The organism is Sphingobacterium sp. B29 (assembly GCF_001952815.1).
GTDB classification, from domain to species: Bacteria; Bacteroidota; Bacteroidia; order Sphingobacteriales; family Sphingobacteriaceae; genus Sphingobacterium; species Sphingobacterium siyangense.
The window spans coordinates 3,758,079-3,784,636 of record NZ_CP019158.1; the positions used below are offsets into that span (position 1 = coordinate 3,758,079).

The 26,558-nt window shown below is 40.0% G+C and carries 24 protein-coding genes and 1 tRNA gene; 17 read left to right on the forward strand and 8 right to left on the reverse strand.

Features of this window, described 5'->3' with window-relative positions; genetic code table 11:
• Positions 1-165: 165 nt before the first annotated feature.
• Complete coding sequence (locus tag BV902_RS15905; protein ID WP_075992777.1) at positions 166-1,218, forward strand: outer membrane beta-barrel protein; 1,053 nt, start codon at positions 166-168, stop codon at positions 1,216-1,218.
• 95 nt (positions 1,219-1,313) lie between these two features.
• On the opposite strand, the gene BV902_RS15910 is transcribed toward BV902_RS15905, so the two are convergent.
• Both BV902_RS15910 and BV902_RS15915 read right to left on the reverse strand, forming a co-directional pair.
• Positions 1,314-2,684 carry an OmpA family protein gene (locus BV902_RS15910; protein ID WP_075992778.1) on the reverse strand — a complete coding sequence of 457 codons (1,371 nt, stop codon included), beginning with the start codon at positions 2,682-2,684 and terminating at the stop codon, positions 1,314-1,316.
• Positions 2,685-2,754: 70 nt separating this feature from the next.
• Positions 2,755-3,168 carry an NUDIX hydrolase gene (locus BV902_RS15915; RefSeq protein ID WP_083663643.1) on the reverse strand — a complete coding sequence of 138 codons (414 nt, stop codon included), beginning with the start codon at positions 3,166-3,168 and terminating at the stop codon, positions 2,755-2,757.
• Between the two features lie 266 nt (positions 3,169-3,434).
• Here BV902_RS15915 and BV902_RS15920 point away from each other — a divergent pair, with 266 nt between their 5' ends.
• Positions 3,435-4,454 (forward strand): L,D-transpeptidase, encoded by a 1,020-nt coding sequence (locus BV902_RS15920; protein ID WP_075992780.1) that lies wholly within the window; start codon positions 3,435-3,437, stop codon positions 4,452-4,454.
• An 82-nt stretch (positions 4,455-4,536) separates the two neighbouring features.
• Complete coding sequence (locus BV902_RS15925; RefSeq protein WP_083663644.1) at positions 4,537-5,298, forward strand: murein L,D-transpeptidase catalytic domain family protein; 762 nt, start codon at positions 4,537-4,539, stop codon at positions 5,296-5,298.
• A gap of 88 nt (positions 5,299-5,386) precedes the next feature.
• Here BV902_RS15925 and BV902_RS15930 read toward each other — a convergent pair whose 3' ends face one another.
• Entirely contained in the window at positions 5,387-6,085 is a 699-nt protein-coding gene (locus tag BV902_RS15930; RefSeq protein WP_075992781.1) for a prolyl oligopeptidase family serine peptidase, read from the reverse strand.
• Between the two features lie 247 nt (positions 6,086-6,332).
• On the opposite strand from BV902_RS15930, the gene BV902_RS15935 reads away from it, so the two are divergent.
• From BV902_RS15935 to gap, 6 genes are all read left to right on the forward strand, one after another.
• The gene (locus BV902_RS15935; RefSeq protein ID WP_075992782.1) at positions 6,333-7,538 is read left to right on the forward strand and encodes a metallophosphoesterase family protein; all 1,206 of its coding nucleotides are present in this window, start codon (positions 6,333-6,335) and stop codon (positions 7,536-7,538) included.
• 3 nt (positions 7,539-7,541) lie between these two features.
• Entirely contained in the window at positions 7,542-10,580 is a 3,039-nt protein-coding gene (locus BV902_RS15940; RefSeq protein WP_075992783.1) for an AAA family ATPase, read from the forward strand.
• 79 nt (positions 10,581-10,659) lie between these two features.
• Positions 10,660-10,857, forward strand: coding sequence for a hypothetical protein (locus tag BV902_RS27370; RefSeq protein WP_088161708.1), 198 nt, complete (start codon positions 10,660-10,662; stop codon positions 10,855-10,857).
• Positions 10,858-11,106: 249 nt separating this feature from the next.
• Complete coding sequence (locus BV902_RS15950; protein ID WP_075992785.1) at positions 11,107-12,201, forward strand: AI-2E family transporter; 1,095 nt, start codon at positions 11,107-11,109, stop codon at positions 12,199-12,201.
• A gap of 221 nt (positions 12,202-12,422) precedes the next feature.
• Positions 12,423-13,040 (forward strand): TlpA family protein disulfide reductase, encoded by a 618-nt coding sequence (locus BV902_RS15955; protein WP_075992786.1) that lies wholly within the window; start codon positions 12,423-12,425, stop codon positions 13,038-13,040.
• A 6-nt stretch (positions 13,041-13,046) separates the two neighbouring features.
• Positions 13,047-14,054: a type I glyceraldehyde-3-phosphate dehydrogenase gene (gene gap / locus BV902_RS15960; protein ID WP_075992787.1), complete on the forward strand. Its 1,008-nt coding sequence runs from the start codon at positions 13,047-13,049 to the stop codon at positions 14,052-14,054.
• Between the two features lie 99 nt (positions 14,055-14,153).
• On the opposite strand, the gene BV902_RS15965 is transcribed toward gap, so the two are convergent.
• The gene (locus BV902_RS15965) at positions 14,154-14,933 is read right to left on the reverse strand and encodes a TIGR02757 family protein (RefSeq protein WP_172840696.1); all 780 of its coding nucleotides are present in this window, start codon (positions 14,931-14,933) and stop codon (positions 14,154-14,156) included.
• An 8-nt stretch (positions 14,934-14,941) separates the two neighbouring features.
• Positions 14,942-15,976: a quinone-dependent dihydroorotate dehydrogenase gene (locus tag BV902_RS15970; RefSeq protein ID WP_075994823.1), complete on the reverse strand. Its 1,035-nt coding sequence runs from the start codon at positions 15,974-15,976 to the stop codon at positions 14,942-14,944.
• Positions 15,977-16,036: 60 nt separating this feature from the next.
• Between BV902_RS15970 and BV902_RS15975 the strand changes: the two genes are divergently transcribed.
• The 4 genes from BV902_RS15975 (at position 16,037) to BV902_RS15995 (ending at position 19,438) form a co-directional block, all read left to right on the forward strand.
• Complete coding sequence (locus tag BV902_RS15975; protein ID WP_075992789.1) at positions 16,037-17,956, forward strand: ABC-F family ATP-binding cassette domain-containing protein; 1,920 nt, start codon at positions 16,037-16,039, stop codon at positions 17,954-17,956.
• Positions 17,957-18,090: 134 nt separating this feature from the next.
• Positions 18,091-18,163 (forward strand) — tRNA-Lys (locus BV902_RS15980).
• Positions 18,164-18,624: 461 nt separating this feature from the next.
• Positions 18,625-19,137, forward strand: coding sequence for an ATP/GTP-binding protein (locus tag BV902_RS15990; protein WP_075992791.1), 513 nt, complete (start codon positions 18,625-18,627; stop codon positions 19,135-19,137).
• Position 19,138: 1 nt separating this feature from the next.
• Entirely contained in the window at positions 19,139-19,438 is a 300-nt protein-coding gene (locus tag BV902_RS15995) for a hypothetical protein (RefSeq protein WP_075992792.1), read from the forward strand.
• A 35-nt stretch (positions 19,439-19,473) separates the two neighbouring features.
• On the opposite strand, the gene BV902_RS16000 is transcribed toward BV902_RS15995, so the two are convergent.
• A complete protein-coding gene (locus BV902_RS16000; protein WP_075992793.1) occupies positions 19,474-19,779 on the reverse strand; it encodes a hypothetical protein in 306 nt (101 codons plus the stop codon).
• A gap of 377 nt (positions 19,780-20,156) precedes the next feature.
• Here BV902_RS16000 and BV902_RS16010 point away from each other — a divergent pair, with 377 nt between their 5' ends.
• Positions 20,157-21,269 carry an acyltransferase family protein gene (locus BV902_RS16010; protein ID WP_075992795.1) on the forward strand — a complete coding sequence of 371 codons (1,113 nt, stop codon included), beginning with the start codon at positions 20,157-20,159 and terminating at the stop codon, positions 21,267-21,269.
• Between the two features lie 63 nt (positions 21,270-21,332).
• Here BV902_RS16010 and BV902_RS16015 read toward each other — a convergent pair whose 3' ends face one another.
• Positions 21,333-21,824 carry a YdcF family protein gene (locus BV902_RS16015; RefSeq protein WP_075992796.1) on the reverse strand — a complete coding sequence of 164 codons (492 nt, stop codon included), beginning with the start codon at positions 21,822-21,824 and terminating at the stop codon, positions 21,333-21,335.
• 251 nt (positions 21,825-22,075) lie between these two features.
• Between BV902_RS16015 and BV902_RS16020 the strand changes: the two genes are divergently transcribed.
• Positions 22,076-23,656: a discoidin domain-containing protein gene (locus BV902_RS16020; protein WP_083663645.1), complete on the forward strand. Its 1,581-nt coding sequence runs from the start codon at positions 22,076-22,078 to the stop codon at positions 23,654-23,656.
• A gap of 194 nt (positions 23,657-23,850) precedes the next feature.
• Positions 23,851-24,372 carry a DinB family protein gene (locus BV902_RS16025; protein WP_075992797.1) on the forward strand — a complete coding sequence of 174 codons (522 nt, stop codon included), beginning with the start codon at positions 23,851-23,853 and terminating at the stop codon, positions 24,370-24,372.
• A 50-nt stretch (positions 24,373-24,422) separates the two neighbouring features.
• Here BV902_RS16025 and BV902_RS16030 read toward each other — a convergent pair whose 3' ends face one another.
• Complete coding sequence (locus BV902_RS16030) at positions 24,423-24,878, reverse strand: GNAT family N-acetyltransferase (protein ID WP_075992798.1); 456 nt, start codon at positions 24,876-24,878, stop codon at positions 24,423-24,425.
• Between the two features lie 219 nt (positions 24,879-25,097).
• On the opposite strand from BV902_RS16030, the gene BV902_RS16035 reads away from it, so the two are divergent.
• Positions 25,098-26,192: a sensor histidine kinase gene (locus tag BV902_RS16035; protein ID WP_075992799.1), complete on the forward strand. Its 1,095-nt coding sequence runs from the start codon at positions 25,098-25,100 to the stop codon at positions 26,190-26,192.
• Positions 26,193-26,558: the final 366 nt, after the last annotated feature.

Here is a 26,558-nt window from a genome sequence, read left to right on the forward strand (position 1 = left end):
CTATGTTATTTTATTTTTTATGATTTTTTTTACATAATTTCACAAAAACAAACACAAAAACCATAATTACCAATTAATTTTTAAACAAAAACCAATACAAAACAGACAAAACAAAAGAATTAAGCCTTAAAAAATCAAACAAATCAAACTTAAACCAAAAAAAACATGAAAAAACTTCTAACAACCATCTTTTTATCACTATTTCTAATAAAAACAGCGACATCACAAGAAGAAACAAAAGAAAAAGGGATAGAAATATCCGGATCAGTGGATACCTATTGGAAATATGATTTTCAAAACAAACCTAACATCAACACCTATTTTACCGAAGACAACAACTCCGTCTCTATCGGGATGGTGGATTTGGCTGTAAAAAAGAAGTTTAAAAAAGCATCATTTGTCGGAGAATTATCTTTTGGCCCCAGAGGGCAATATCGATCCATTATGAATGGCGATGGCCAGGCTGGCGACGACAAAAACAGTTTTCATATCCAAAATCTATATGTAGGCTATGATCTAACCGAGAAACTCAATCTTACTGCAGGATTCATGGGAACATTTGTGGGTTTTGAAGTGATATCACCAACCTACAACTTCCATTATTCAACTTCTTATTTATTCGGCGCCGGCCCATTTCAAGACGCTGGTTTAAAAGCTACGTATAGTTTCTCAGATAAAGTGGCTTTAATGGTCGGACTATTTAACGACTGGAATGTCTATCAAGATATGAACGGAGTTTCCCATGTCGGCTCCCAACTAGCCTATACCCCCAATGATAAAAGCAGCTTTTATCTCAATTTCCTGACAGGATCCTCTGCTGGCGGTAAAACCAATTACAGCTCTGGAACCTTGGTCGATCTCGTTGCTAATTATGACTTCACCTCCAAATTTTTCCTTGGTTTAAATGCTACAAATTATAAAAAGAGAGATGGTGGGGGGTACTCTGGAGTAGCACTTTACCCAAGAATTCATTTTTCAGAACATTTCGGCCTAGGATTACGCGAAGAGTTTTTCCAAACGCATAAAGAGGAAGAAAATGGAATCCCTAGTTCCAATATCCTCGCAACCACCTTAACAGCAGAATATAATTACCATGGATTCAAATTTATTCCCGAAATCAGAATTGACAAAGGAAATACCGAACGATTCATCAAAAACGATCTAAGCCCAACCAAATCTGCAGGACAATTTCTGTTGGCCTGTGTCTACAGTTTCTAAACAACTTTGCATTACACATAAAAAGAAAGAGCAGGTTCCAGTGGAATCTGCTCTTTTTTATTTTCGCAGCGGTCTAGTTATGCTGCACAGAGCAATTATCGAACACTTATCGAAACGTGCCGGTCCATAATACGATCAGATTCTGGCGCATCGGCCTTATACTTGGCAAACTGTGAGCCATAACCCTCTGCACCTATTACCTGTTTGGAAAGCTGCTCTTTACTCAGGTAATCCTTTACAGCCGTTGCCCGCTCAAGCGATAACTTTTTATTAAAATCCTCATTGCCCGTTTTGTCTGTATAGCCACCGATCTTGATATTAGCTGCAGGAAAAGCCTTTAATATCGCTGCAAGATTACTTAGTTGCACCTGACTTTCAGGCAGCACCTCGGCTGTACCTGTTTTGAAATTCAGGTTATCGAAATCAAACCAGGTATTTTTCAGAGAATCTTCACCCATCGATTTATAATCGGATTTTAAAAATTGGACCAAGTGATCCTCTATCCCGCCTTTAAAAGCAGCAAGTTTGACACCGTTTGGTAGGATGACCTCCGTTTGCTCGCGCTCGACCATACCGGAACCCGTTTTCATAGTATCTGACTCTACCGTTGTCTTATTTACACTGGTGTCGGTAGCACCGTCTTGCTTGCTTCCACTACAGCCTTTTCCAAATAAAAACCAAAGTGCAGCCAATACGACCAGGGCGATTAAAATCTTCCACCAACCGCCACCCGAACCGGTTCCAGCGATTGCTGCCCTGGACTCTTCCGCTCTTGGCAGTGACAAGGGCTCTTTATGTGCTTCCAGTTCATTTGCCGGATTAATGGGTATTGACTTATGACTATCCACCTCCTTAGCAACGTCAGCAGGAATTGCATGTTCAGTCGCGGATTCTTCCGGTGCAGAAAAATGCGCACCATCAAAAAGCTTCCCAAAGGCGCCTAAGCCTAACCCAGCTGGAACAGCAGCAGCAAAAGCGGTTTTATTTTCCTCCAAAACATGACCGATACGATCAAAATCCCAATTTTGGCCCTTATTTGTTAGACTGGAGAATATCGCGGGCAAAGAAAAATTCATTAATTTCCCAATGGAACTGCCATCATACCCCAAATAACCGGCAACAGTACTCAAAACAGTATCCAGACCGTCACCAAATATTGATCCCAATAAACCCTGAGCATTCTCGCCTTTCACAGCAGGATCCCCTGCGGGCTCATCTGCTTTGGTCACACTACCGAGAAGCTCGTGGAAATCAAAATTCGCAAAGTGCTGCTTAGCCCTTTCAAGTATCGCCGAAATCCCACTACCGGAATCGGAATGTTGGCTTAAACCTAAAAACAAGGCGGGAATTGTTACATTCAAACCCTGCTTTACCCCCTCTTTATCCTGATTTAAAACTTGCCCTATCTGAGCGACCGCCTCTTCGTCAAAAAAGTCCTTCGCCCCTTTTAAAAGCTGATTTTCCATAATCTTTGTTTATTTATAGTTTATATAAAACTCTAACAAACAAAGGTTTAATTTGTTTACCCTACACGATTTAACGATCAAAATCACCCGAAAGCCATTTTGGTAGAACAAACTCGGATGCCAGGTGGGCCCATTGGTAACTTTGCCAATCAGCTCTACTGATCCACAGCACTTCTTCCAGTTCTTCATAAGGCTCAAATGCATGTCGCTCTGCAAGTTTAATTAAATAGATATAGCCCACGACCACCGTATTTACCTCATTTACAGCCTGTGTACTGTGACTACCGATAAAGCTTATTTCCATGCTGCTCACATCATACCGAAGCTCTTCTTTCAATTCACGAATTAGGGTCTGCTCACGGCTTTCTTCCGGCCCTACCTTCCCCCCAGGTAGCTGAAAATAGTTAGACCCTTTTTTACGAGCCATTAACAAATCTCCTTCCGGAGCAAGCATCACCGCCGAGCAAATAACAATCTTGTCCATATCATTTATTTCAGAATCATTTATTTCAGATCACAAAACTAACTTTTTATCCATCATTGCAGAAATATCTCCCCCCGCATTCAAGACAGCTCTTTAAAATAAAATTTTACCGAAATAAATGCCTTATCATTGAAAATCTGTTACAGTTCACAAAACGAATAGTAAGGTTTAACAGCAGATCTATTTCCTTCAACTGCAATAAAATTGCAAATAATAAACTAATTATCTAAGTTTAAGGTATAAAACGATAATCTATACTTCCATATATGAATCGAAGATTAACCTGTTTAATACTAAGCATATTGTTTCTATTGCCGGGATGCCAGCAGGACAAGAAAAACACAGCAAAAACCAATCAGCAAACTGAGCAGCAAAAACCTACTCCACCTAAAGAGCAGGTTGAGCAGAAAAAAATATTTACCGCTGAGGATATTATCTTAAAAAAAGAGCTGCTTTACAACAAATACACCCTGGAAGACAGCTATCCTTACAAAGACACCACACGCAGTTTTCAATGGGAAAAGATCAAAGAACGCCTGGCCTTTATCGAAGATTTTCAACAGACACCATCGCTGTATGGGGTTCTACAGAATTATCAAAATGAAAAAGGCGAAGCCCCAACAATACAGGACTATAAACGGGACTCTTATAAACGCGTATCCGACAGTTTCAACGTTGAACGCTATCAAGCGGCACCACTCTACGATCTTAACAGCGCTAAAGCTGTTCGTTACGGTCGGGACGGCTGGCTCGTCCGCATACAAGGCCCCGACAGCATAGCTCGAATTCCGATTGAAGGGATTTCATTCGAAGGAAAATATACGGTTCCCAAAAGGTATCTGCGTATTATTAGCGACACTGTGCAGTTCAAGATCATCAATGTCGTCGATGTAAAGAACCAAAATATCTGTACCTTGGAAAAAGTCGGAAACGAATGGCTTATCCGAAGCATGAACCCTGTGACGAGTGGTCGGCACAAACCTCCTCATGCCCAGGAAACACCAACAGGCCTCTTTGTTGTTCAGGAACACAAATCCAAGATGTTTTATTATGAAGACGGCACCAAAACTTACGCCGGATTCGCACCTTATGCCACTCGATTTACCGCTGGAGCCTATATACATGGAGTTCCAGTCAACAATCCCAATGGCAGCATTATCGAATATAGTGAGAGCCTAGGCACAACCCCCAAGTCGCATATGTGCGTCAGAAATGCGTCATCTCACGCTCAATTTGTCTATAAACGGTCAAAAGACCTCGCTTCACTGGTCGTTGTTATTGATTAACAATATTTAACATTCTGTAAATCAAATATGTATTAACTTTAATAATTAATTTTGTAAACATCTACACAGAAAAGGGAGAAGAATGGGAAATACGTTTATGTTTCTTTTGATGGCACTCAATACAGCATTGTCCTCACAAGAAGAATTAAAAACAACAGATCAACAAACCACCAGCACTCATCGTATCAATGTCGAACGTCAACGCACCGAAGTTGACTCGTTGTATGATGAAATGAATCTAGGCAAAGTATTAAAATACGAAGCGTTTCGTCAAGCAATGGAAGGCAGAAAAGAACTTCCGATCCACAACAAGGACATCATGACCGTCATTGACTTTTCATTGGCATCAACGGAAAAAAGACTTGTGGTACTCGACCTTGCGCACAAAAAAGTACTTTTCAACACACTGGTTGCGCATGGAAAAAATAGCGGAGAAAACTATGCCGTCAATTTTTCAAATCAACAGGAGTCACTTAAAAGTTCTTTAGGGTTCTTCACAACAGAAAACACATACAACGGCGAGAATGGCTACTCCTTGGTATTAAATGGTCTTGAAGAAGGTATAAATGACAATGCAAAAGCAAGATACGTTGTGATGCATGGCGCCGATTACTGTAGCACAGGTACAATAGCAAGTTTAGGCAGACTCGGTAAAAGCTACGGCTGCCCCGCAGTACCAAGGGAATTTGCAGGCCCTATCATTAACACCATCAAAGATGGAACGTTGTTGTTTATTTATGCCGACAACTCCGAATATCTCGCAAAGACACACTTGATTCATCAACCTAATATATTGATGGCACAATTTCAAAAAAGACCGCCTGCATTTGAACACGAAGGCTAATAAATAAAAAAGCCTGATGGAAATACTTCATCAGGCTTTTTTATTTATAAATTGTCTTTTGATACACCGCTACCGGACCAACACGACCCTAAGATTTATGCTTTTTCTTAAACTTCAACATCCAATTGTAAATTGCATCATCATGGAACAATCGCTCCACACTTCCATGGGTTCCCCCTTTTATCACATTTAAGCTCACATTTGCATCCGGATCTTCTCTTTTGATCGCATTCATAATTTTTCTGGACTCCGAAATTGGCACTGCACGATCAGCGGTACCATGATGAAGCCATATCGGCACCTGCGTCAGGTTGGATGCATACTGACTCGATCCGCCGCCACAAATTGCTACTGCAGCAGCCACCCTTTCGGGATATTTACCAGCCACATCCATGGTGCCATAGCCCCCCATACTCATGCCGCAAACGTAAATACGGTCGGGGTCAGCATTGTAATGTTCAATAACATAGTCAACAATTTCGATTACTTTGTCCGGATTCCATCCTCCGCGGGACTGTGGCGCAACAATTATCCCAGGTACCTCCTGCCCTTTGTTGATGGCATACAATACACCATAACGCTTTACACGATCTAAATTTGTCCCGGACAAACTTCTTCCATGTAAAAACACAAATACAGGCTTTTTTTCAGATTCCAATGAATCCGGTGCGGCATCTTTCAATAAAAAAGGATAAGCAGTTTCTCCTTTTATAGCGTGTATTTCCTGCGCGTTTACGCGCATCAACAGCATAAAGAAAAAACAGATATACAGGTAAACTTTTCGCATATTTCTTGTCTGTGACTATCTAGCTTAATTTTGGAGCACTAAAAATACAATTAAATGACTTTTATAACACGCATTTAACATGTTTTAACATTTCAATTGCGACAACATTACACTTTAGCACAAAGCAAAGACTACATCCCATATTGGCCCCAAACTGATCATTTGGAAGATTCCATCCAATTATAATTGCATTTCATGCCAAATTTATCTTAGTTTGTAACATTGCGCAAAATATCCAAGCTCTCACATGAAAATATTGCATACCGCCGATTGGCATTTAGGAAAACGATTGGACAGTTTCTCCCGGATAGATGAACAAGTACTGGTCATGAATGAAATCGTTGATATCGCAGACCGGGAAAACGTGGATCTCGTGATCATCGCAGGAGATCTGTTCGATGCCTTCAATCCCGGTGTGGAAGCCATCGAACTATTCTACCGAACAATCAAGCGTCTTACCAAGAATGGCATACGCCCAGTACTAGCAATCGCGGGCAATCACGATTCACCCCATTTGATTGACGCGCCCGATCCTTTGGCACGAGCGTCGGGCATCATCCTAATTGGGCATCCGCATGCTGTGGTTACCCCTTTCGCAACAGATGGCTTCACCGTGTTACAGTCAGATACGGGCTTCATTGAATTGAGCTTACCGCAATTTGACTACCCGATTCGTATTCTTCATACAGCCTATGCCAACGAAATACGCTTAAAACAATATCTAGGCGAAGAGAAAGAAAGTAAATTAAATGAGGTCTTAGCAGCAAATTGGCAAAAAATAGCCAATACCTATTGCGATGATAAAGGCGTGAATATATTGACGGCACATCTTTACATGAATAAATTGGGCAGCGCACTTTTAGAGGAGCCTGACGGCGAAAAACCGGTCAAAATTGGCAATGCAGACTTAATCTATTCAGAGGCCATCCCACCACAGGTCCAATATACCGCATTAGGGCATCTCCACGGGTATAAAAATATCGGTTCTGCCGAAAAACCGGTGATTTATGCATCTTCACCCCTATGTTATAGTTTTTCGGAGGCTGGGCAAGCTAAATACGTTGCACTGGTCAATGTATCGGCCGGCGAGCAAGCAAGGGTTGAGCGCATTCCACTAACTCAGGGCAAACCGCTGATCCGAAAATCGTTCGACGATATTGAACTGTGCATATCCTGGTTGTCTGAAAACCCCGATGCTTTGGTGGAGCTCACGCTAAAATCAGAAACCTTCTTAAAAGCCGAAGACCGCAAGCGAATCTATCAGAGCCATTCGGGAATAATCTATCTCATTCCGCTCGTTAAACAAGATGAGCAAGCGCTTCTGGACAACAAAGAAATCAATCTTACACAAGACATGTCGACCTTATTCAACGATTATTTCAAATCCAAGAATGGTAATCAGGCGCCCAATGATGACATCCTTGATCTTTTTCGCGAAATCCTAAACTCTTAATCCATGATTCCATTAAAGCTAACTCTAGAGGGGATATACTCTTATCAAGAACGTCAGACGATCGACTTTACCGCGCTTTCTCAAGCGGGGCTTTTTGGTATCTTCGGTGCTGTAGGCTCCGGTAAATCATCGATATTGGAAGCGATTACCTACGCCTTATTTGGAGAAACGGAACGCTTGAATGCACGGGATAAACGCGCTTATAACATGATGAATCTCAAGTCCAATCGATCTTATATCGAGCTTGATTTTGTCAATTTTGAAGACCGTACATTTAGAATTACCCGCGAATTTAAACGCAATTCCAAAAATTTCGATGATGTAAAATCCCCCACGGTTGTACTCTACGAAAAAATAAATGAAGAATGGGTTCCACAGGAAAGCAGCAACACACAGCATATCATTGGATTAAGCTATGAGAACTTTAAAAGAACAATCATCATTCCCCAAGGGCAGTTCAAAGAGTTTATAGAACTTGGCGCTAAGGAACGGACGGATATGATGAAAGAGATTTTTCAACTGCATCGATTTGACCTGCAGGATAAAGTTTCCAACCTCTATAAAAGAAATCAGTCCGAACTGGATCACCTCAACGGTCAATTAATAGGTTTTGACGAGGTTACAAGCGAACAGATAGAAACGACCGAAACAAATCTCCAACTGGCAGTCGAGTCCTTTGTCGCGATTGAATCGTCGTACAAGTCGCATCATGAAAAGTTCTTAAGGCTCAAAAAACTCAAAGAGGATGTCTTAGAGCTTCGTACGGTGAAGGCGCTCTTTCAGCAATTGCTAGAACAAAAAGGTGAAAAAGAGACCTTACGATTAAAGTTAAACCGCTTTGAGGAAGCGCAAACCAACTTTCTACATATTCTTAAATCCAAGGAAAAATTAGCACAAGAAGGCCTAATTGCACATAAAAGAGTAGAAACCGAAAAAAAGAGACAGGCCGAAATTCAGCAGCTGATGCAGGAGCATTCCTCAAATCTCAATCTGTTGAAATCACAATACGAACTACTGCCGCAACGTCGTGTCCAGGAACTGGACCTTGAATTGATAAGCCAATTGATTACGTTTTCAAATGAAATTAAGAGTTTACAGGATCGGGCACAGAAGGGGCGTAATTTTGTGGAGGAAACAAGAGCGCAACAACGACATTTTAAAGCCAAAATCCAAGAGACAGAAATTCAGATCGCTAGTCTAAAGCAATCAAAGCCTTCTGCCCATGAACTCATGGAGCTGGGCCAGTGGTACGCCAAACAGCAGGGCATCCAACAACAGGAAGACGATCTAAACAAGCAGGCCATTGATTTAGAAACAAGTATAGCTGTGCTGAAGCAGGAACTCCAGGCCATTCATCCGGACCTCGAAAAATTCCGATCAAATCACCTCCTTGTAGCCAGTGCCCTCGAGCGAAAACTTCAGTCTCTCCAAAATGAAAAATCACATCTTCTCCTGCAGCAAAGGTTGACCCAATATGCAGAAAACCTTAAAGCAGGATCCCCATGTCCACTATGTGGAGCATTGGAACATCCTGCTATCAACCAAGGACAGGATATTTCCCAGGAAGTTGCCGCCAATGAAAAATTGATTGCCGAGACAAATGAAAGTCTTAAGCATCAACAGGACCAACAATTCCAAGTCGAAAAACTCCAGCTGCGCTTGCAGTCATTAAATGATCAGCAACAAGATCTAAACACGAAAATTCAGCTGAATACCAATAACAAAATTGCGCATGCTCAGCAATTTACATGGATCGGTTATAGCGCTACGGATGAATCCAGCTACACATCAAATAAGCAGGAACTTTCCCGGATCGAAACAGAGATAACAACAGTGGAGCAACAGCTTGGTGAGCACCAGACTACACTGGCTTCCGTTGAGGAAAAGCTGGAGAAATACAATAAAGCACTGCATCAGTTTGAACGTGATGAAGCAAGCAAACAGGCCCAGATTAATCAAAATATGGGGAACCTGAAAGCGCTGCGCTGGTCTGATTATGAGATGCGGGAATCCGAAGCAGTTGAAAAGGAATATACTGCACTGAAAAGATCAAATCTGGAGATTGAGCGCGACTACATTACTTTAAGCGAACGATTAAATGAGTTAAACAGTCAATTTGCAGCACAATACAGCTTGGTACAGACGATTGTTGAACAGCTTGCAGATATCCGTCGTGAAAGTCAAGAAACCGATGCTACAATCCAGCAGCTACTTGTGGCTTCACCCTTTGAAACTTTGGCAGAGATTCGGCAAATCCTTGCCGAGAATTTGTCTGTCATACAGATTCGACAAGAGCTTGAACAGTTTCAAATCCAGTTTGAAACCGTGAAGGCACAGATCAGTCAGTTGGAAAAGAAACTCGTCGACCAGGTATATGACGAAAACCAATTTCTCGCACAGGAAAAAATCCTGGATGAGAGCGCCCAACAATTGAAAGCGAGCACTGAAGCTGTTGCCCGACTTCAGCAGGAGCGCGATCAGCTAAAAATCGCCTATGCAAAAAAGGAAAATCTCCTGCAACAACAGGTAAAACTAAATTTACGCCATGACAATTTGAAGCAACTTTTTAATCTCTTTAAAGGTGCGGGCTTTGTACAATATGTTTCTTCGATTTACCTACGGCAGCTGTGTGATCATGCGAATATTCGTTTCCATCGCATGACCCGAAATCAGCTTAGCTTACAGCTGAACGACAACAATGAATTTGAAATTATAGATTATTTGAATGAAGGAAAAAGTCGCAGCGTAAAAACACTATCCGGTGGACAGGCATTTCAGGTATCCCTAAGTTTGGCTTTGGCTTTGGCAGAAAGTGTACAGTCAAATTCACGTGCGGCCAAAAACTTCTTTTTTATCGATGAAGGTTTTGGAACACAAGATATCACTTCTGTTAATATTGTTTTCGAAACGCTATTGGATTTACATAAGGAAAACCGGATCGTCGGCATTATTTCACATGTTGAAGAACTCAAAGAACGTATTCCAGTGTCCCTTTCGATAGAAAAGGATGAAGAACAGGGTAGCCAAATTTTTATCAATTAATTCCGTTTTATTTTGTATATTAGTTATAGCGGTCCCGCTGAACAAGCCTGATCGCTATAACCAACAAAAACAAAAGATTATGGGCTTATTTTCAAACAACAAAAAAGGAAAAGGGTCTCATCCTTTTTTTCATAAAGCGACCAAAGCAGTAGTCAACACGACCTTTTCAGCTAAAGATTCCAGTCCATTAAGGACAACACAATCCATGCTTTTTGTCAAACAATACGATATCCTAACGATCTTGAGGGAGGTTTTAATGCCGCAGAATCAAAACTAAATTCGAATAAAAAGGCTTATCTTTCCATCCAAAAGTGAACAATTGGTTTGTAGTCGCTGGATGCAAAATAGCGTCATTGCCATTCTCATGGAGCCACCTCATCCAAGCTGATCCGGGGACAAAAAAAAGAAATTCAAAAAATCATTGAAATTATAAAAAAGGAAGTTTAATTTAACAAGATAAAACTTTTCTAAAAAAATATTGTCATACGATAAATAACAATCGATAGACAGTATATTTGTCAGCTATATGAAGTACAAACAAATCAACAATAATTCCATCAATCAAATCATGCTAATCGTCATCATTCTGGCGATATGTATATTGATCTTTACAAGCCTATTTTACTACCTACCCGGTTTTCTGGGAGCAGTTACCTTATATGTTCTTTTTAGAAAAATCAACTTTAAGTTGACTGAAGAAAAAAAATGGAATAAATCTTTCGCCAGTATTTTATTGATATTATTGACCATCATATTCTTGGTAGGACCACTCTATCTGTTAATCAACTACATGGTACCTCAGGTAACAGAAGTCATTAGCAACAAAGACGATCTGATGCACAAGTTTGACTCGATCAAAACCTACTTTAAAGACAGTCCTTATTTAAGCAATATTGATCTTTCAGATACTGCCTTAATGGGAGCGCTTCAAAAAGCAGCTAAATTCATACCCAATATTCTGAATTCCGTTGCAGAAGTGGGTGTCAATATATTGGTTGCTTTGTTTGTTTTGTATTTCATGTTGGTTAGCAGCAAAAAATTGGAACAAACCATCTATCAAGCGATCCCTTTCACCAAGGCCAGTAAAGCCGAATTGTGGAAAGAGTTTGACATGATGGTAAAATCCAATGCAATCGGTATCCCGATTTTGGCCATGTGCCAAGGTATTGTAGCCGGTCTTGGCTATTGGTTCTTTGGCTTGGAAAGCCCTATCTTTCTAGGGATACTCACCGCTGTTTCCACCATAATTCCTATTTTGGGAACGATGGTAGTCTATCTACCGGCAGCGCTTTTTCTACTTGCGAATGGGCAGTCCGGAAATGCAATAGGTCTTGCCTTATACGGGATCATTATCATCGGGAGTATTGATAATGTCCTTCGATTTACCATATTGAAAAAGTTGGGCGATGTACATCCATTAATAACCGTGTTCGGTGTATTATTAGGATTAAATCTATTTGGTATGCTGGGATTGATCTTCGGTCCGCTCATTTTATCCTGCGTTAGCGTACTCCTGAAAGTCTACAGTATTGAATTTGGACGAAGTACGCCTGAAATCATTCAATCTACCTCATTGACAGACACAAAGTCTACTCATGACAGCCCTGACATTATAGAATAAGGGCACTTCAATAGGTTAAGTTGATTTGATCACAAATGCATCAATATCCAGTAAACTGTCATAAATGAGATTCAACGATTGATAATCCCTTTTTTTTCATAGTTTTGAATCATTAATACAATAGATTGTTCAATGCTTTCTACACAGAATTTGACAATTTATTAAGCATAAATATTAAAACGATAAAATCACTAAAACTGATTTAAAAGCAAACGTATTCTATGAATAAAAAGATAATCTTAGGAGTGACTGTGGCATTGGCTGCCGGAATTCTTTCCTCATGTAACAACAACAAACCGAAAACAGATCATACTGCAAATACGACCCAGGAAGCCAGCGCTGAAAGCCATGACCATGCAGGTCACGATCATGCAGGCCACGACCATAGTCAAGCTGCACCAACGCAATCTTCCGACCCTGCAGCCATTCTCCCTAATTTCACATTTTATCAGCTTCGTTCGGGCATCCGTGTTACGCAGGAAAACGTTGCCAAAGACAAGAATACCGTTTTTATCCTATTTGATCCAGGATGTAGTCATTGTCAACATGAAGCTACGGAGCTAGAAAAGAATATTGATCGTATAAAAGACGTCAATATCTATTATATTTCCATGAATGACCCGGCATTAGTATTAGGTTTTTTTGACACATTCGCTCCTAAGCTATCCAAAGCATCTAATGTAGAGGTATTGATTGATAAAGACCAAACGTTTATACAAACAATCCATGTGCCTTCACAATTTCCGGCAAATTATGTGTATGGTGCGGATGGAAAGCTAAAAGCGCATTGGGAAGGTGAAAAAAATATTAACGAAGCAATAAGCCAATTTCATAAATAATCTGAAATGCTAAACATAGCAATCAATGGATTCGGACGTATCGGTAGAAATACACTACGTAATATCTTTTTAAGGGGGGCTTTCGATGAACTGAATGTCATCGCTATCAATGATCTGACAGACACCAAGACGTTGGCCCATCTATTTAAATATGATTCTGTACATGGTCCTTTTCCTGGTACTGTGACGCACGACGACAAACATATTATTGTCAATGATCTTTCCATCTTGGTCACCAATGAAAAAGATCCCGCGGCATTGCCTTGGAGGGAGCTTCAGATTGATGTTGTCATAGAATCTACGGGGTACTTTACCAGTCGTGACAAAGCGTCGTTGCACTTGGAAGCTGGTGCAAAAAAAGTGATTATTTCCGCACCGGCACAAGATAAAGACATTCCAACAGTGGTATTGGGCATTAATGATCGTGTCATTGATTTATCTGCTTCGATTTTATCCAATGCCTCCTGTACAACAAACAATGTTGCTCCCCTAGTTAAAATATTGGATGAAAATTGGGGCATCAAAGATGGCTATATTACCACGGTCCACTCCATGACTGGAGACCAGAATCTTCACGACGCACCACATAAAGATTTAAGAAGAGCGCGGGCAGCATCGTCGGCGATCATTCCAACAACTACTGGTGCTGCTAAGGCGATAACCAATGTCTTTCCACATTTGCAGCATAAATTAGGGGGTGCAGGCATACGTGTACCTGTACTCAATGGCTCATTGACAGACTTTACCTGTACACTTGAGAAAGAAACCACGGTAGAAGAAATTAATAAAGCGTTCAAAGCTGCAGCAGAAAACGATTTAAAAAATGTATTATTTTATACAGAAGACCCCATAGTTTCGGTAGATATCATCAATAACCCCTATTCATGTGTATTTGATGCCCAGTTAACCTCGGTAGTGGGTGGTCTGGTCAAGGTTGTGGGCTGGTATGACAATGAATTTGGTTATTCTAATCGTTTGGTTGACCTCCTGATCAAGATCGACAAGCTTGTATAATCAGCTGCCCCTGCAGCATCTTACGATAGGTTCCGGTATAAAAAAAGCGTCTTTGCCAGCTATAGTTGACAAGGACGCTTTTTTCTTCACGCCTTAATTTTACATTTCCCCTTCTACGCCTAAGCCAAACAACGCAAAATCATACTTGACCGGATCCAGCGGATCTAGTAGGCGTAGATTAGCCGTTAATTCCTGGGCTATTTTCCAATTCACTTTATCCAATGTAATTAGACCAAATTTACGGGCAACGCGCTCAACATGAACATCGCACGGACAGATTAGATCTTTTGGGGACAGACGGTGCCAAATCCCAAAGTCTACCCCTTTTGTATCTTTTCTGACCATCCAACGTAAAAACATATTGATCCGCTTGACGGTTGACTTCTGTGCTGGACTACTAATGTGTTTCCGTGTGCGAACAGGATAATCAGGCAACGAAAAGAAATAGGTTTTAAAGGCATTCAGTGCCATTTCTAAGTCAACCTCCTCCCTGTTCTCCTGCCCTACAAGAAAAGCATCTTCTAAAGATTCGAAATGCTGATAGTGATGCTTAAAAAAAGAAACAAAATAAAGAATATCGGTATCATTGAACGTGCGGTGTTTAAATCCCAGTAAGGTTTTTAAATCCTGCTCTTGGTGATTGACGATATAATCGTATGGTGAACCATCCATTCGAGCCACCAGCTCGTTGCATTTATTGATAATCGTCTTTCTTTGCCCCCAAGCCATAATGGAAGCCAAGAATCCCATGATCTCAATGTCCTGCTTCGCTGAAAATTGATGCGGAATGGATACGGGATCATTTGGAATAAAACCAGGTTGATTATATTCATCAACTTTCTTATCCAAGAAATCTTTCAGATCAAAATCAACTGCCATGCTAATCCTTATCTTCCTGTCTGCAATATGCCTTTACAAATCTTTGCGATCAAGCCTGGACCTTCGTAGATAAAACCGGTATAAACTTGAATAAGACTGGCTCCAGCATCTAACTTCTCTATGGCATCTTTCGCCGAATGAATCCCCCCTACACCAATGATAGGAAATGCCTTGTTGGACTTTTCACTTAAGTAGCGAATAACTTCTGTTGAACGCTTGGTCAAAGGACGTCCACTTACCCCGCCCGCTTCATTAATAAGTTCCTGTTGACTCTTTAAGCCTTCTCTTGAAATTGTTGTATTCGTTGCGATGACACCTGCAATTTGTGTCTCCAATACGATCTCGACGATATCATCCAATTGACTATCCGTCAAATCAGGTGCTATTTTAAGCAGAATTGGCTTCGGAGCTATTTTAGCGACATTGAGGCTTTGTAAAGTATTTAATAGATGTTTTAAAGGTTCCTTTTCCTGCAAATCGCGTAAGCCCGGTGTGTTCGGGGAGCTCACATTGACAACAAAATAATCCACGTAGTCAAACAATGCATTGAAGCAATAAATGTAGTCATTGACAGCTTCTTCATTAGGCGTCACCTTATTCTTACCGATATTCCCCCCTATTAACAATCCTTTTCGATCCTTTAGATTTTTCAATCTTGTGGCAGCAACGTCTGCCCCTTGATTATTAAATCCCATTCTATTGATCAAAGCTTCATCGGAAACAAGTCGGAACATCCTGGGTTTATCGTTGCCCGGTTGTGGCTTAGGAGTTACCGTTCCAATTTCGATAAAACCAAATCCCAAATTAGTCATATCTGCAATATATTCCGCATTTTTATCAAAGCCAGCCGCAAGGCCCACAGGATTTTTAAATTTCAATCCAAAGACTTCGCGTTCCAAACGTGGATCTTCCACGGTAAAAAAAGCGTTCAATAATTGTTTGGCGCCCCAAATTTTTGAGAAAACATTCAATCCACCGGTCACTTTATGGTGAGCCGTCTCCGGATTCATTGTAAAGAATATAGGTTTGACTAATTTATACATAATCGCAAAGTTACTCAAAGAAGAAGAAATATTCATTACTTTTGTACTTTTGCAGTTGAAATGATATCAATAAATAATTTAACATTTGAAATAGGATCTCGCGCTTTATATGACGAAGCAAACTGGCATATCAAACCAGGAGATAAAGTTGGCTTGATCGGTGCCAATGGTACAGGTAAATCGACTTTACTTCGCCTTATTGTCGGTCAATATACGCCCACATCAGGAACGATTTCCATGGCGAAGGACCTTAAGATCGGTTATTTAAACCAGGACTTATTGTCGTACCATTCTGACAAAAGCATTCTGCATGTTGCCATGGAAGCTTTTGAGCGCCAAAATCAATTACATGCCGAAATCGAAGACTTACTCCACAAACTAGAAACAGATTATTCGGATGACATCCTGAATAAACTAAGCGATAAACAAGTAGAATTTGAGGCCTTAGATGGTTATAACATCGAATTTAAGGCCCATGAAATCCTTGCTGGTCTAGGTTTTTCGGAAGAAGAACAAAAAAGACCATTGGCCACTTTCTCTGGAGGATGGCGTATGCGGGTTATGCTTGCCCGTATCTTATTGCAAACTCCGGATATTCTGTTACTGGATGAGCCGACCAACCACATGGACTTACCTTCCATCAAATGGCTGGAGAACTATCTGCAAGCATTTGATGGCGCCATTGTGATTGTTTCCCACGATCGATATTTCCTTGACCGCATCATCAAGAAAACGGTAGAATCACGTAAAGGAAAATTAACACTTTATGCAGGTAATTACAGTTTTTATCTTGAAGAGAAGGAATTACGGAATGAATTGCAGGCCAATCAGTTTAAAAACCAGCAAGCCAAGATAAAACAGGAAGAACGTTTAATTGAGCGTTTCCGCGCTAAGGCTTCCAAAGCCAAAATGGCGCAGTCGCGGATCAAAGCGTTGGATCGCTTGGAGAGAATTGACGATGTTGACGATGACAATCCTACAGTAAACTTCAGCTTTAAATTTTCAAAACCTTCAGGTCGTCACGTTGTGACGTTGGAAAATATTTCCAAGTCCTACCCTAACCTGGAGATCTTAAAAAATACCTCAGCAATTATAGAAAAGGGTAATAAGATTGCACTAATTGGTGCCAATGGTAAAGGTAAATCTACCCTCTTACGTATCGTGGCTAACGCGGATCACGAGTTTGAAGGAAAGGCAGAACAGGGACACAACGTTTCGCAAACATTTTTTGCACAACATCAGCTGGAAGCCTTACATCTGGAAAATTCCATCCTTGCCGAGTTACAAACTTTTGCACCGAAGCATACAGAGACCGAATTGCGCTCCATTCTTGGATGTTTTCTATTCACTGGAGACGATGCTTTCAAAAAGATCAAAGTACTTTCCGGAGGCGAGAAATCACGTGTGGCTCTTGCAAAAGTATTAACCGCAGACGCGAACTTCTTAGCGCTCGATGAACCTACCAACCACTTGGATATGCAGTCTGTCAACATTCTGATCCAGGCTTTGCAGCAATACGAAGGTACATTTATCGTTGTATCCCACGACCGGTATTTCTTGGACAATGTAGCGAACAAAATCTGGTACATTGAAGACAAACAGATCAAGGAATACCCAGGTACTTACCAGGAGTATGAAGAATGGGCTGCAAAACGCGTTGTGAAGACGGAGGTAAAAACCGAGAAAAAAGTCAAGGAAGAACCCAAAGTAAAGAAAGAGAAGCAACCACTTACGGAAGATAAGACACGTTTGTTGAGCAAGAAAAATAAGGAGCTAACGTCTTTTGAACAAAAAATTGAGGAGCAGGAAATTTTAGTCAAAAACTTAGAATCGAAGCTTGCGGACGAAGCGGTTTATTCGGATGCGACTAAGTTACAGGAAACTACACGTTCTTACAACTCAGCAAAGGCATTATTGACACAATTCCAGGAGAGTTGGGAGCAGTTGGCGGAAGAAATCATGGATTTGGAAAATGATTAATTTTTTTGGCTTAAAATCAGCTTATTAAGCATTAGAGCGTGATTTTAAGCCAAAATTATTTGCAGGAATAGGATTAAAGCCCTACTTTTGCATCACTTCAAACAAGGAACGGTAGTTCAAAAATAAAGAAGTAAGATTCCGTAGCTCAGCTGGTAGAGCAATACACTTTTAATGTATGGGTCCTGGGTTCGAATCCCAGCGGGATCACAGAAAAAAGCTAATCGCAAGATTAGCTTTTTTTGTTTTAACGGAGTAAAATTCGAAAGACCGGTCTCTATTTTCTGCTTTTGGAAGCTTAGGGATATGCGCGCGTAAACCAATCCAAAGAATACTAATAGAGATAATAGATTCTGCTCTCTATTTAAAGGTTTTTAAAAGTCGTGATATTAATTACTGCTTTTTTCTCAGCATCGGAAGTCATGTTTTTGATCTGATCTCTCCTGAGCAAATTATTAATGTCCCTTACTTTGCCTTTTTCCTGTCCATCAATAACACTATATTCTGTTTGCGGATGCTTGATCCGGCTATTGCATGTAATTTTTTGGAAAGCGTTAGATACAGCATAAAACATATGAAGGCGATTAGAATATCGGATATTTAATTAGCTTTTCTTGTTTAACAACATTACCTTAGATATTGACAGCTTAGTTCATAAAATAAATTTAAAAATGAGAATTGCCCTATTTGGCACGCAGAAAGTAGGTAAAACCACCTTAGCAGAAGAGCTTCTAGAAAAGCTTCCCGGATATACACTGGAAGTAGAACCTTACTATCAGCTGGAATCATCGGGGCATGAATTCCTTGAAGAACCCACTGCCGAAGACTTCGTTGAACAATTTAACTACTCTGCCCAGCTAATTTCACAAAGCGGAGACAATGTAATATTCGATAGATGTGTACTCGATATCTTAGCTTATCTGTATATTCTTGATCCAAAGAAAAATATTCAGTTCCTTTTTGAAAAGACCTTTGCTATATTGGCCGAAATTGATCTTTTGGTGTTTGTCCCCATTGAAGACCCCGATTTGATACCTTGCCACAAGTCGGATCTACCCAAACTTAGATCTAAAGTTAATGATTTACTCCGCGATTGGATTGACGACTTTGGTATACAAGCTATTGAAGTAAACGGCCCATTATCGAGTCGTAATAACCAGATACTTGTAAAAATTAAATCCTGAGATGTTAGATTTTTATATTATTGATGATAAACAAGTAAAACCAGATTTCCCTGAAAAGGCAGGATTGGTTTTCGCTGGACAACTTGACGAAAAAACTTTCAGCAGTCTTCAGCGAAAAGGCATAATCGCCACACGATTTGACTATTATACGGATTTCAGGCTGGATACTGCTCTGATTAAACAAATTGAGCAAATTATACTAAACAAGGGACTCCAAATGGATACTGACATAAATAGCTTCATCCAAATACTTGACATTGCAAGTAACAAACAAAGTGGTTTAATTGCCTATAGTGATTAAACATATCTTTTGCATGAAGCGCGGTCCCTCCTTCGCTAAAACGGATCGTTTGAGCTCCCTATAAAGTTCATAAACTCAATTTTGGGCTCAACAGCAAGGTTTTTATCTCTTTGTTCCTGAAAAAGGACAAAGCTCGGTATTCTCAGCAATTGATACTGTATCTCTTTATTCTTATATTGGGAAATATGTACGAAAGTATTGCTTTCACCACCCTGCAAAATAGTATACAGGAATTGTGTTCCATCTAACTTCCTGAAATCTTTGAGAAAGCTTTCAATCATTTTTTTATTCATGTGTACATAGTCATCATGGACACTATAGGTTACTTTAACAACGATCATTTCTTTTATTAATTTATGTTTATAAATGCACAGCGGAATTTTCAATGCGCAAAGGGAGCTTCTCGATTTCACGTAAACTGACAGTCGAAGAAAGCCTTTGTGAATTGGACAACAAGATATGAAAAATTTGGGTCATTGGATCTCGGAATGTACAATCTATAAGCATTAAAATGCCGGCAGCTGAGTGTACCAGCAATAAAAATTGTGAATCCCCATAAACGATTCGGTACATCACAAAAAATGAGACTAACCATCGGGATTTTGATACGATTTGATCAAATTTAAACCTGTTATTTCATTATTTTCAGCCATTCATTCAATAACATTTATAAACAGTTAGCAAGTCCATAGACATCTTCGAAATACAATCAGAAGCCATGAACAATAAAAACCTTTCTACAAAGCCACACTATCCCATTTTAGACGGACTACGAGGCGTCGCTGCGATTATCGTTGTAACCTTTCATCTCACGGAGCCATTGGGAACAGGACATCTCGATATCTTGGTCAACCATGGCTATTTGGCCGTTGACTTTTTCTTCCTTTTATCTGGATTTGTAATCGGCTATGCCTATGATGATCGCTGGCATAAAATGTCTATTGGTACCTTCTTTAAACGCCGTATTGAACGCCTTCAGCCGATGGTTATATTAGGTATGACTCTTGGTGCAATAGGCTTTTATTTTACAGATTCTACAATCTGGCCACTTATTCACACCGTTCCGCTCTGGAAAATGCTTTTGGTCATGCTCATTGGTTATACGATTCTTCCAGTTCCCCTCTCTTTGGATATTCGAGGCTGGCAGGAAATGCATCCGCTCAATAGTGTCGGTTGGTCATTGTTTTTTGAATATATTGCCAATATGCTATATGCCATCGGTATTCGCAAACTATCCAAAACAGCGTTAAGCATTTTGGTCTTTATTGCAGCTGTGGCACTCGCCCATTTGGCGATCACAAGTCCTACTGGAGATGTTAGCGGTGGCTGGACATTAAATGCTGAACAAGTGCGGATAGGAATCACCCGCACCATGTACCCTTTTTTTGCGGGACTCCTGCTATCCAGAATAACGAGCCCGAGCCGTATCCGACATGCTTTTTTATACTGTAGTATTTTAATCGCCATTGTATTGTATATGCCTCGTATAGGTGGAGCAGAACAGCTCTGGATGAACGGGATATATGAGTCGGTATGTATTATCATTGTATTCCCCCTGATCGTTTACCTGGGGACAAGCAGCATATCAAGCAGCAGATTAGAAAACAAGCTTTGTAAATTTCTGGGTGACATCTCGTACCCGTTATACCTCGTACACTACCCTTTCGTCTATTTTTATGTTGCCTGGATCAGCAACAATAAGGATATGACGCTTATAAAAGCTTTGCCTTATGCCCTATTGATTTTGGTAGGAAGTATTACAATGGCCTATGTAAGCTTGAAATGGTATGACGAACCTGTCCGCAAATGGCTCAGAAAGAAACTGGGTTAATGTATAAAAAATTTGCCGGCATAAGAGGCAACCGCTAAAAATAGTGCTATTCAATACACCTGTTTAACGTTCCAGTATTCTTCGAATAGCTTGTTGTTCATGCCGTAACAACAAATTAAGTTCGTCGGGACTAACAGTCGACTTTGCAGCAATAAACAATACATTTGGGTAGTCAATGAGTTTTTCTTGCAATAATTTCGCTCGCTTCATGTGAAAATCTGAGGTAATCACGATGAAGAGATCCGGAGAGATCTTTTTGATGATCTCTTTTGATAGCATAAAATCTTCGTCAGTATTTGTGGATAGTACACATGGAAGTAAATCTTTCTCTGCGACACCTCTTTCCATAAGATAAGCTTGAGCATAAGCGCCATGCGGCTTTTCTGTCCGATTGAAATGTTCACCCATGCCGCCGGTACACAAAATTGTAGTCCCTTCATTATGACAATAGAAATTATAGGCACATTCATTTCTATCTAATGCCATAACGCTGAGATTCCCCTGCTCATCATTGGGTGCGCCCAACAATAATATCAGGTTTTTAATTTTTTCCATACGATTTAAATATTCATACAATCAAATGTAATAAGACCTGGATGAAAAGCAAGTAAGAAGTCGGTTAAATTTTATCCAGCCATTATTAACTCTCAACCATTTCATGCTCAAATAAATTAAAATGTTACAAAACATTTTTCAAAGTTGATTAATCAATCGATTGACTAAACTAATTGTGATAAAAGTTTATTTTTTTACACACCAATAAAAGATGCCTTATTTATATTTATTGATACACAATATAAACCATTATGAGAAAACTTTTAAATCTAATGCTTGCAACCCTCGCTTTAGGGGCTGCATCCTGTAACAAGACTTTGGTAAATACCGAAGAAAGTGTCGAAACTCTAAAAGCAAAAACATCAACTAGCTCGGTAACAAATGAATGGAACAGTAATCCCTACAAGCTGAACGTCATCTATTTTGTTCCAAATGATGTGGATTCCATTCCCAACTTCAGAAAGCGTCTTAGCAAGATCCTGTTGGACGCCCAAAATATGTTTGCAAATAATATGGACCGCGAAGGCTTCGGCAGAAAATCCTTCGGATTGGATCTGCTCAATGACAGCCTGATTAATATCCATTACATCGCTGGAAAATATGGCAAAGCTACTTATCCGTACTCAGGGGGCAGCGGCGCTGTGAAAGCCGAAGTGGACAGCTATTTTAATCAAAATCCGTCAGGAAAAAAAAGCGAGCACAATCTAATCATTATTCCAACCTACAATACAGATCCAGCTAATCCGGGAGGTCCTCCATTCTATGGTACAGGTACTAGCTGCTATGCGTTAGATTATGTAAATCTAGACGCTAAAAACTTAGGAATAGGCGGTGATATTGGATGGAAAGCAACTGTATGGATAGGTGGAATGATTCACGAACTGGGCCATGGATTAAATGCCAGCCACAACAAAATGAACAAAACGCTAGCGCCAACTTTAGGTACCGCATTAATGGGCTCAGGCAATTCAACCTATGGAATCTCTACAACTTCTTTGACCAATACCACAGCAGCGACATTTAACAATAGCCAAGTATTCAGCCCTGTGGTAAGAACTGACTGGTACGCATCCGCATCTGCAGAAATAACATCCCTGTCATCAAGTTTTGTGAACAATAAGATTATAGTTTCGGGGAAATTTACAACAACAAAACCAGTCAATGACATTGTTGTTTGGCACGATAGGGAGCCTTTTGGAGTGAATAACGATTATGATGCCGTACAATGGGCTACAAAAATAATAGGTCAGGATAGTTTTCGATTTGAGTGCCCATTAGCTGATTTTTATGATCTGACAGGAAATTACGAAATGAGAATAGGATTTCTCCATGTCAATGGAAGCCGTACTACCTTAGGATACGCTTATAACTTCGTTAACAATATCCCCGATTTATCCAAGGTTGTGACCTATACATTGTTACCGACCACAGGTTGGTCAATTGTAGCTAGCGATAGTAATGAGCCTGGATCACCGGCAAGCAATGTATTGGATATGAATAGAAGTACAGTCTGGCATACTCCCTGGTCGTCCACTCAAACTCCGCAGCCACATTTCTTCGCCGTCAATATGGGTGCATTACGTACCGTAAAAGGAGTTGCTTTCCGTAACCGCGACAATTTAAATGGAGCGATGAAAGATGTCAATATTTACTCAAGTACAAATGGTATAAGCTGGACGTTGATCAAAACGACTCAGTTGAGCAAAGTCGCTGGCTCCTGGATCAATGTCGATCTTAATACATCCATTACCACCCAATACCTTAAAATAGAATCCACAAGTTCTTGGGGTGATTTCTTCTATTCTCATCTTGCAGATTTTGGTGCATATTAAAATTTAGATCGATAGAATATAGGGCCGATATCGCAAATAATATCGGCCTTTTCTAGCTTTGATCAACACCGAATAAGTGAGATTCATAATTGAGGGTAGCAAATAATTTTATATTTTTAGTAGATCATACTGACTTTGACTTATCAATAAGCTAGAAAAAACGATCGAAATAATCACTTATCACTAAAATTAGGATGAATAGACAAGAACTGATCAAAACTTTTTCTGACAACCACTATACGGTTATTGCCTATATCCAGGCATTACCTGAGCCTCATTTTTCATATCGTAATCATGAAAAATGGACGGCTGGTCAGCAGCTAAAACATATTCTCTTAACGCTTCTACCCTTTCCAAAGGTACTTCAGTCAAAAGATTATATAGCCCAAAAATTTGGATCCCTGCAACGCGCAACCTGGGACTACGACACGGTGCGTAACAATTATCTCAAAACAAGCCGGCAGGCCCCAAGTCAATTTTTGCCTGAAGAAATCCTGCCCGCACAGAAAGAGGGGCTGATTGCGCAACTGGAAGAAGTATTGGCTACAATCAATCAGCTATTTGTACTGTACAATGAAGAGGAGCTCGATAGCCTGGTTTTACCACATCCTCTACTCGGCAAACTCAGTATACGCGAAATGTTTTTTCTGATGAGCTATCATCCCTTACACCACCTGAATCAAATCAAGGAAAACTTGGTCTCATTCAATCAATGAGCTACACTTTATTCATCAGCTTTTCATCGAATCAGTGGTAATGGTTTTGTCTATTCTCTTGTATGGACCATATCATATAAATCAAAGCCTTCAGCCCAATAGTCTTTATGGATTTCCCTTAGTATAAAACCATTTTTCTTATAAAATCCGAACGTGAATTGAGAGGTACCGACTTCGATCTTTTCAACCTGATGATGGGTGTACAGAAAGTCAATACGGTGATGCAATAGATTTTTTCCAAAACCAAATCCGTGATATTTTGGATTTAAAAAACTCCAGCTCAAAAAACCTATGCGCTCATCATCAGAAAAACCTACTCCACCGCCACCAATAATTTGCCCGTTAACCAGTGCAACAAAATACGTCTCCATTTCCTGGTCAAGATATTCTGTGAAATCAGCAACCTCGCTCTGTGCAAAGTACTTCGGTATATTCATATGAAGAATATCGATCAGCTTATTTCTATCCTGAACATCATATTTCCTAATTTCCAAATACTTATCCATAATTGGTATGATTACAAATCCCTGTCTATTGTTAACTTACATTTCCTTTGAAGTTTATTAAATATAATAATAATTTAGTGTGTTTTTATTGCGCTATTTCCACGCCCAATGATTGGCCATATTTTTCCCAAGAAACATTAAAAACCATCGCTATTGGCTTGATTTTTGATTAATTTTACGGTCGCACTGCGGTAAGCAGATGATCATTAAATACCCAATATGCAAAAACCTCAAAAGGATATTCCGATTTTTTTTGAAGCATTAAATCAGATGCCGATTGCAACTGCCATTTATGATAATTCGAACCTCAATATCGCATTCGCCAACTCGCGAATGCTAAATATGTGGCGTACAGAAAACGAAATATTTGGACATTCCTTTGGAGAGGTTTTTCCGGTTTTTACCCAAGAAGGATTTACAGATATACTCCGTAATGTCTGGGAGAGCGGTGTCACCTACAAGGCATTTGAAACCCCTGCAACGATCATTGATCGTGATTTCAAGATCAAACGTTATTTTGATTTTGAATATAGGCCCCTCTTTGATAAGCGTGGCCGAACTTATTCCATCCTCCACACAGCCACAGATGTCACGCATAAGATACACGAAGAGAAACCTGAAGATCAAGAAAATATAACAATCAATCCCGCAACCAACCTGCGCATGATATCCTATACGCTATCACATGATGCTAAAAATCCTTTGGCTCTTGCTAAATTGGGTATAGGTGTACTAAAAGAACATTTGGATATGCAGTCCAATAGACGGCTCGAATTGTATGATGTCATTGATCAATCACTTGAAAACATTGCTGATATTATCGACAAAACGGTCGAACTGAGTCTTGCTCCAATTAACAGACTACGGAAACAAGCTCTTCGTTTAGATCTTAAATTGCCCAATTGGTGCCGGGAAGCCAAATTACTATACCGGAGCCCACATACTGAACTTATCTTTGGCGATCTTTTTCCAGTAAACAGTGATCAAAATGCAATCTACCAAATCTTTACAAACTTGATCAACAATGCCGTCAAATACTCTTCGGCCAATAAGAAAGCAGCGGTGCATATCTATAGTGAAAAAGTAACGAACGGTGTGTTATATATCATCAAAGACAATGGTATCGGTATTCCGCAGCATGAACTCGAAAATATCCGCATGGAAAGACTCCGTGGTTCAAATTCAACGGATTACCAGGGAAAAGGCATCGGATTGTTTATCGTTCAGGAAATTCTTGAAAGACTCAAAGCGCAGATGGCCATCTTCAGTAAGGAAAACCAAGGAACCGAAATCCGTTTATTTTTCCCAAATTAATCAAGCGACGTAACCCTTTTATCTTCCTTTCATGGCAGATTTTACCAATCTTAACCTGCTTTCAAGAAAAATCATTGTTGGACTGCTGATTTATGGCTAATTTTGAGTGTTTAGAAATTGTAAGCAAAATCAGACACGTCTCTATGAATAATTTTCGTAAATATTGGAAACTATTTTCCCATATTGGTGCACATCCGGGCATGTCATACATCGATTTCAAACGTGTGCACATGATAAATTTGATTGCATTGTTATGTTTATTTCCGACAATTTTCTTTTCAATCCTCAATCTTATCGACCACCGCTATGTTTTATCGGCGATTAATTTCTCCAATTCTATATGTTCGTTTACGGTCCTTCTGCTTC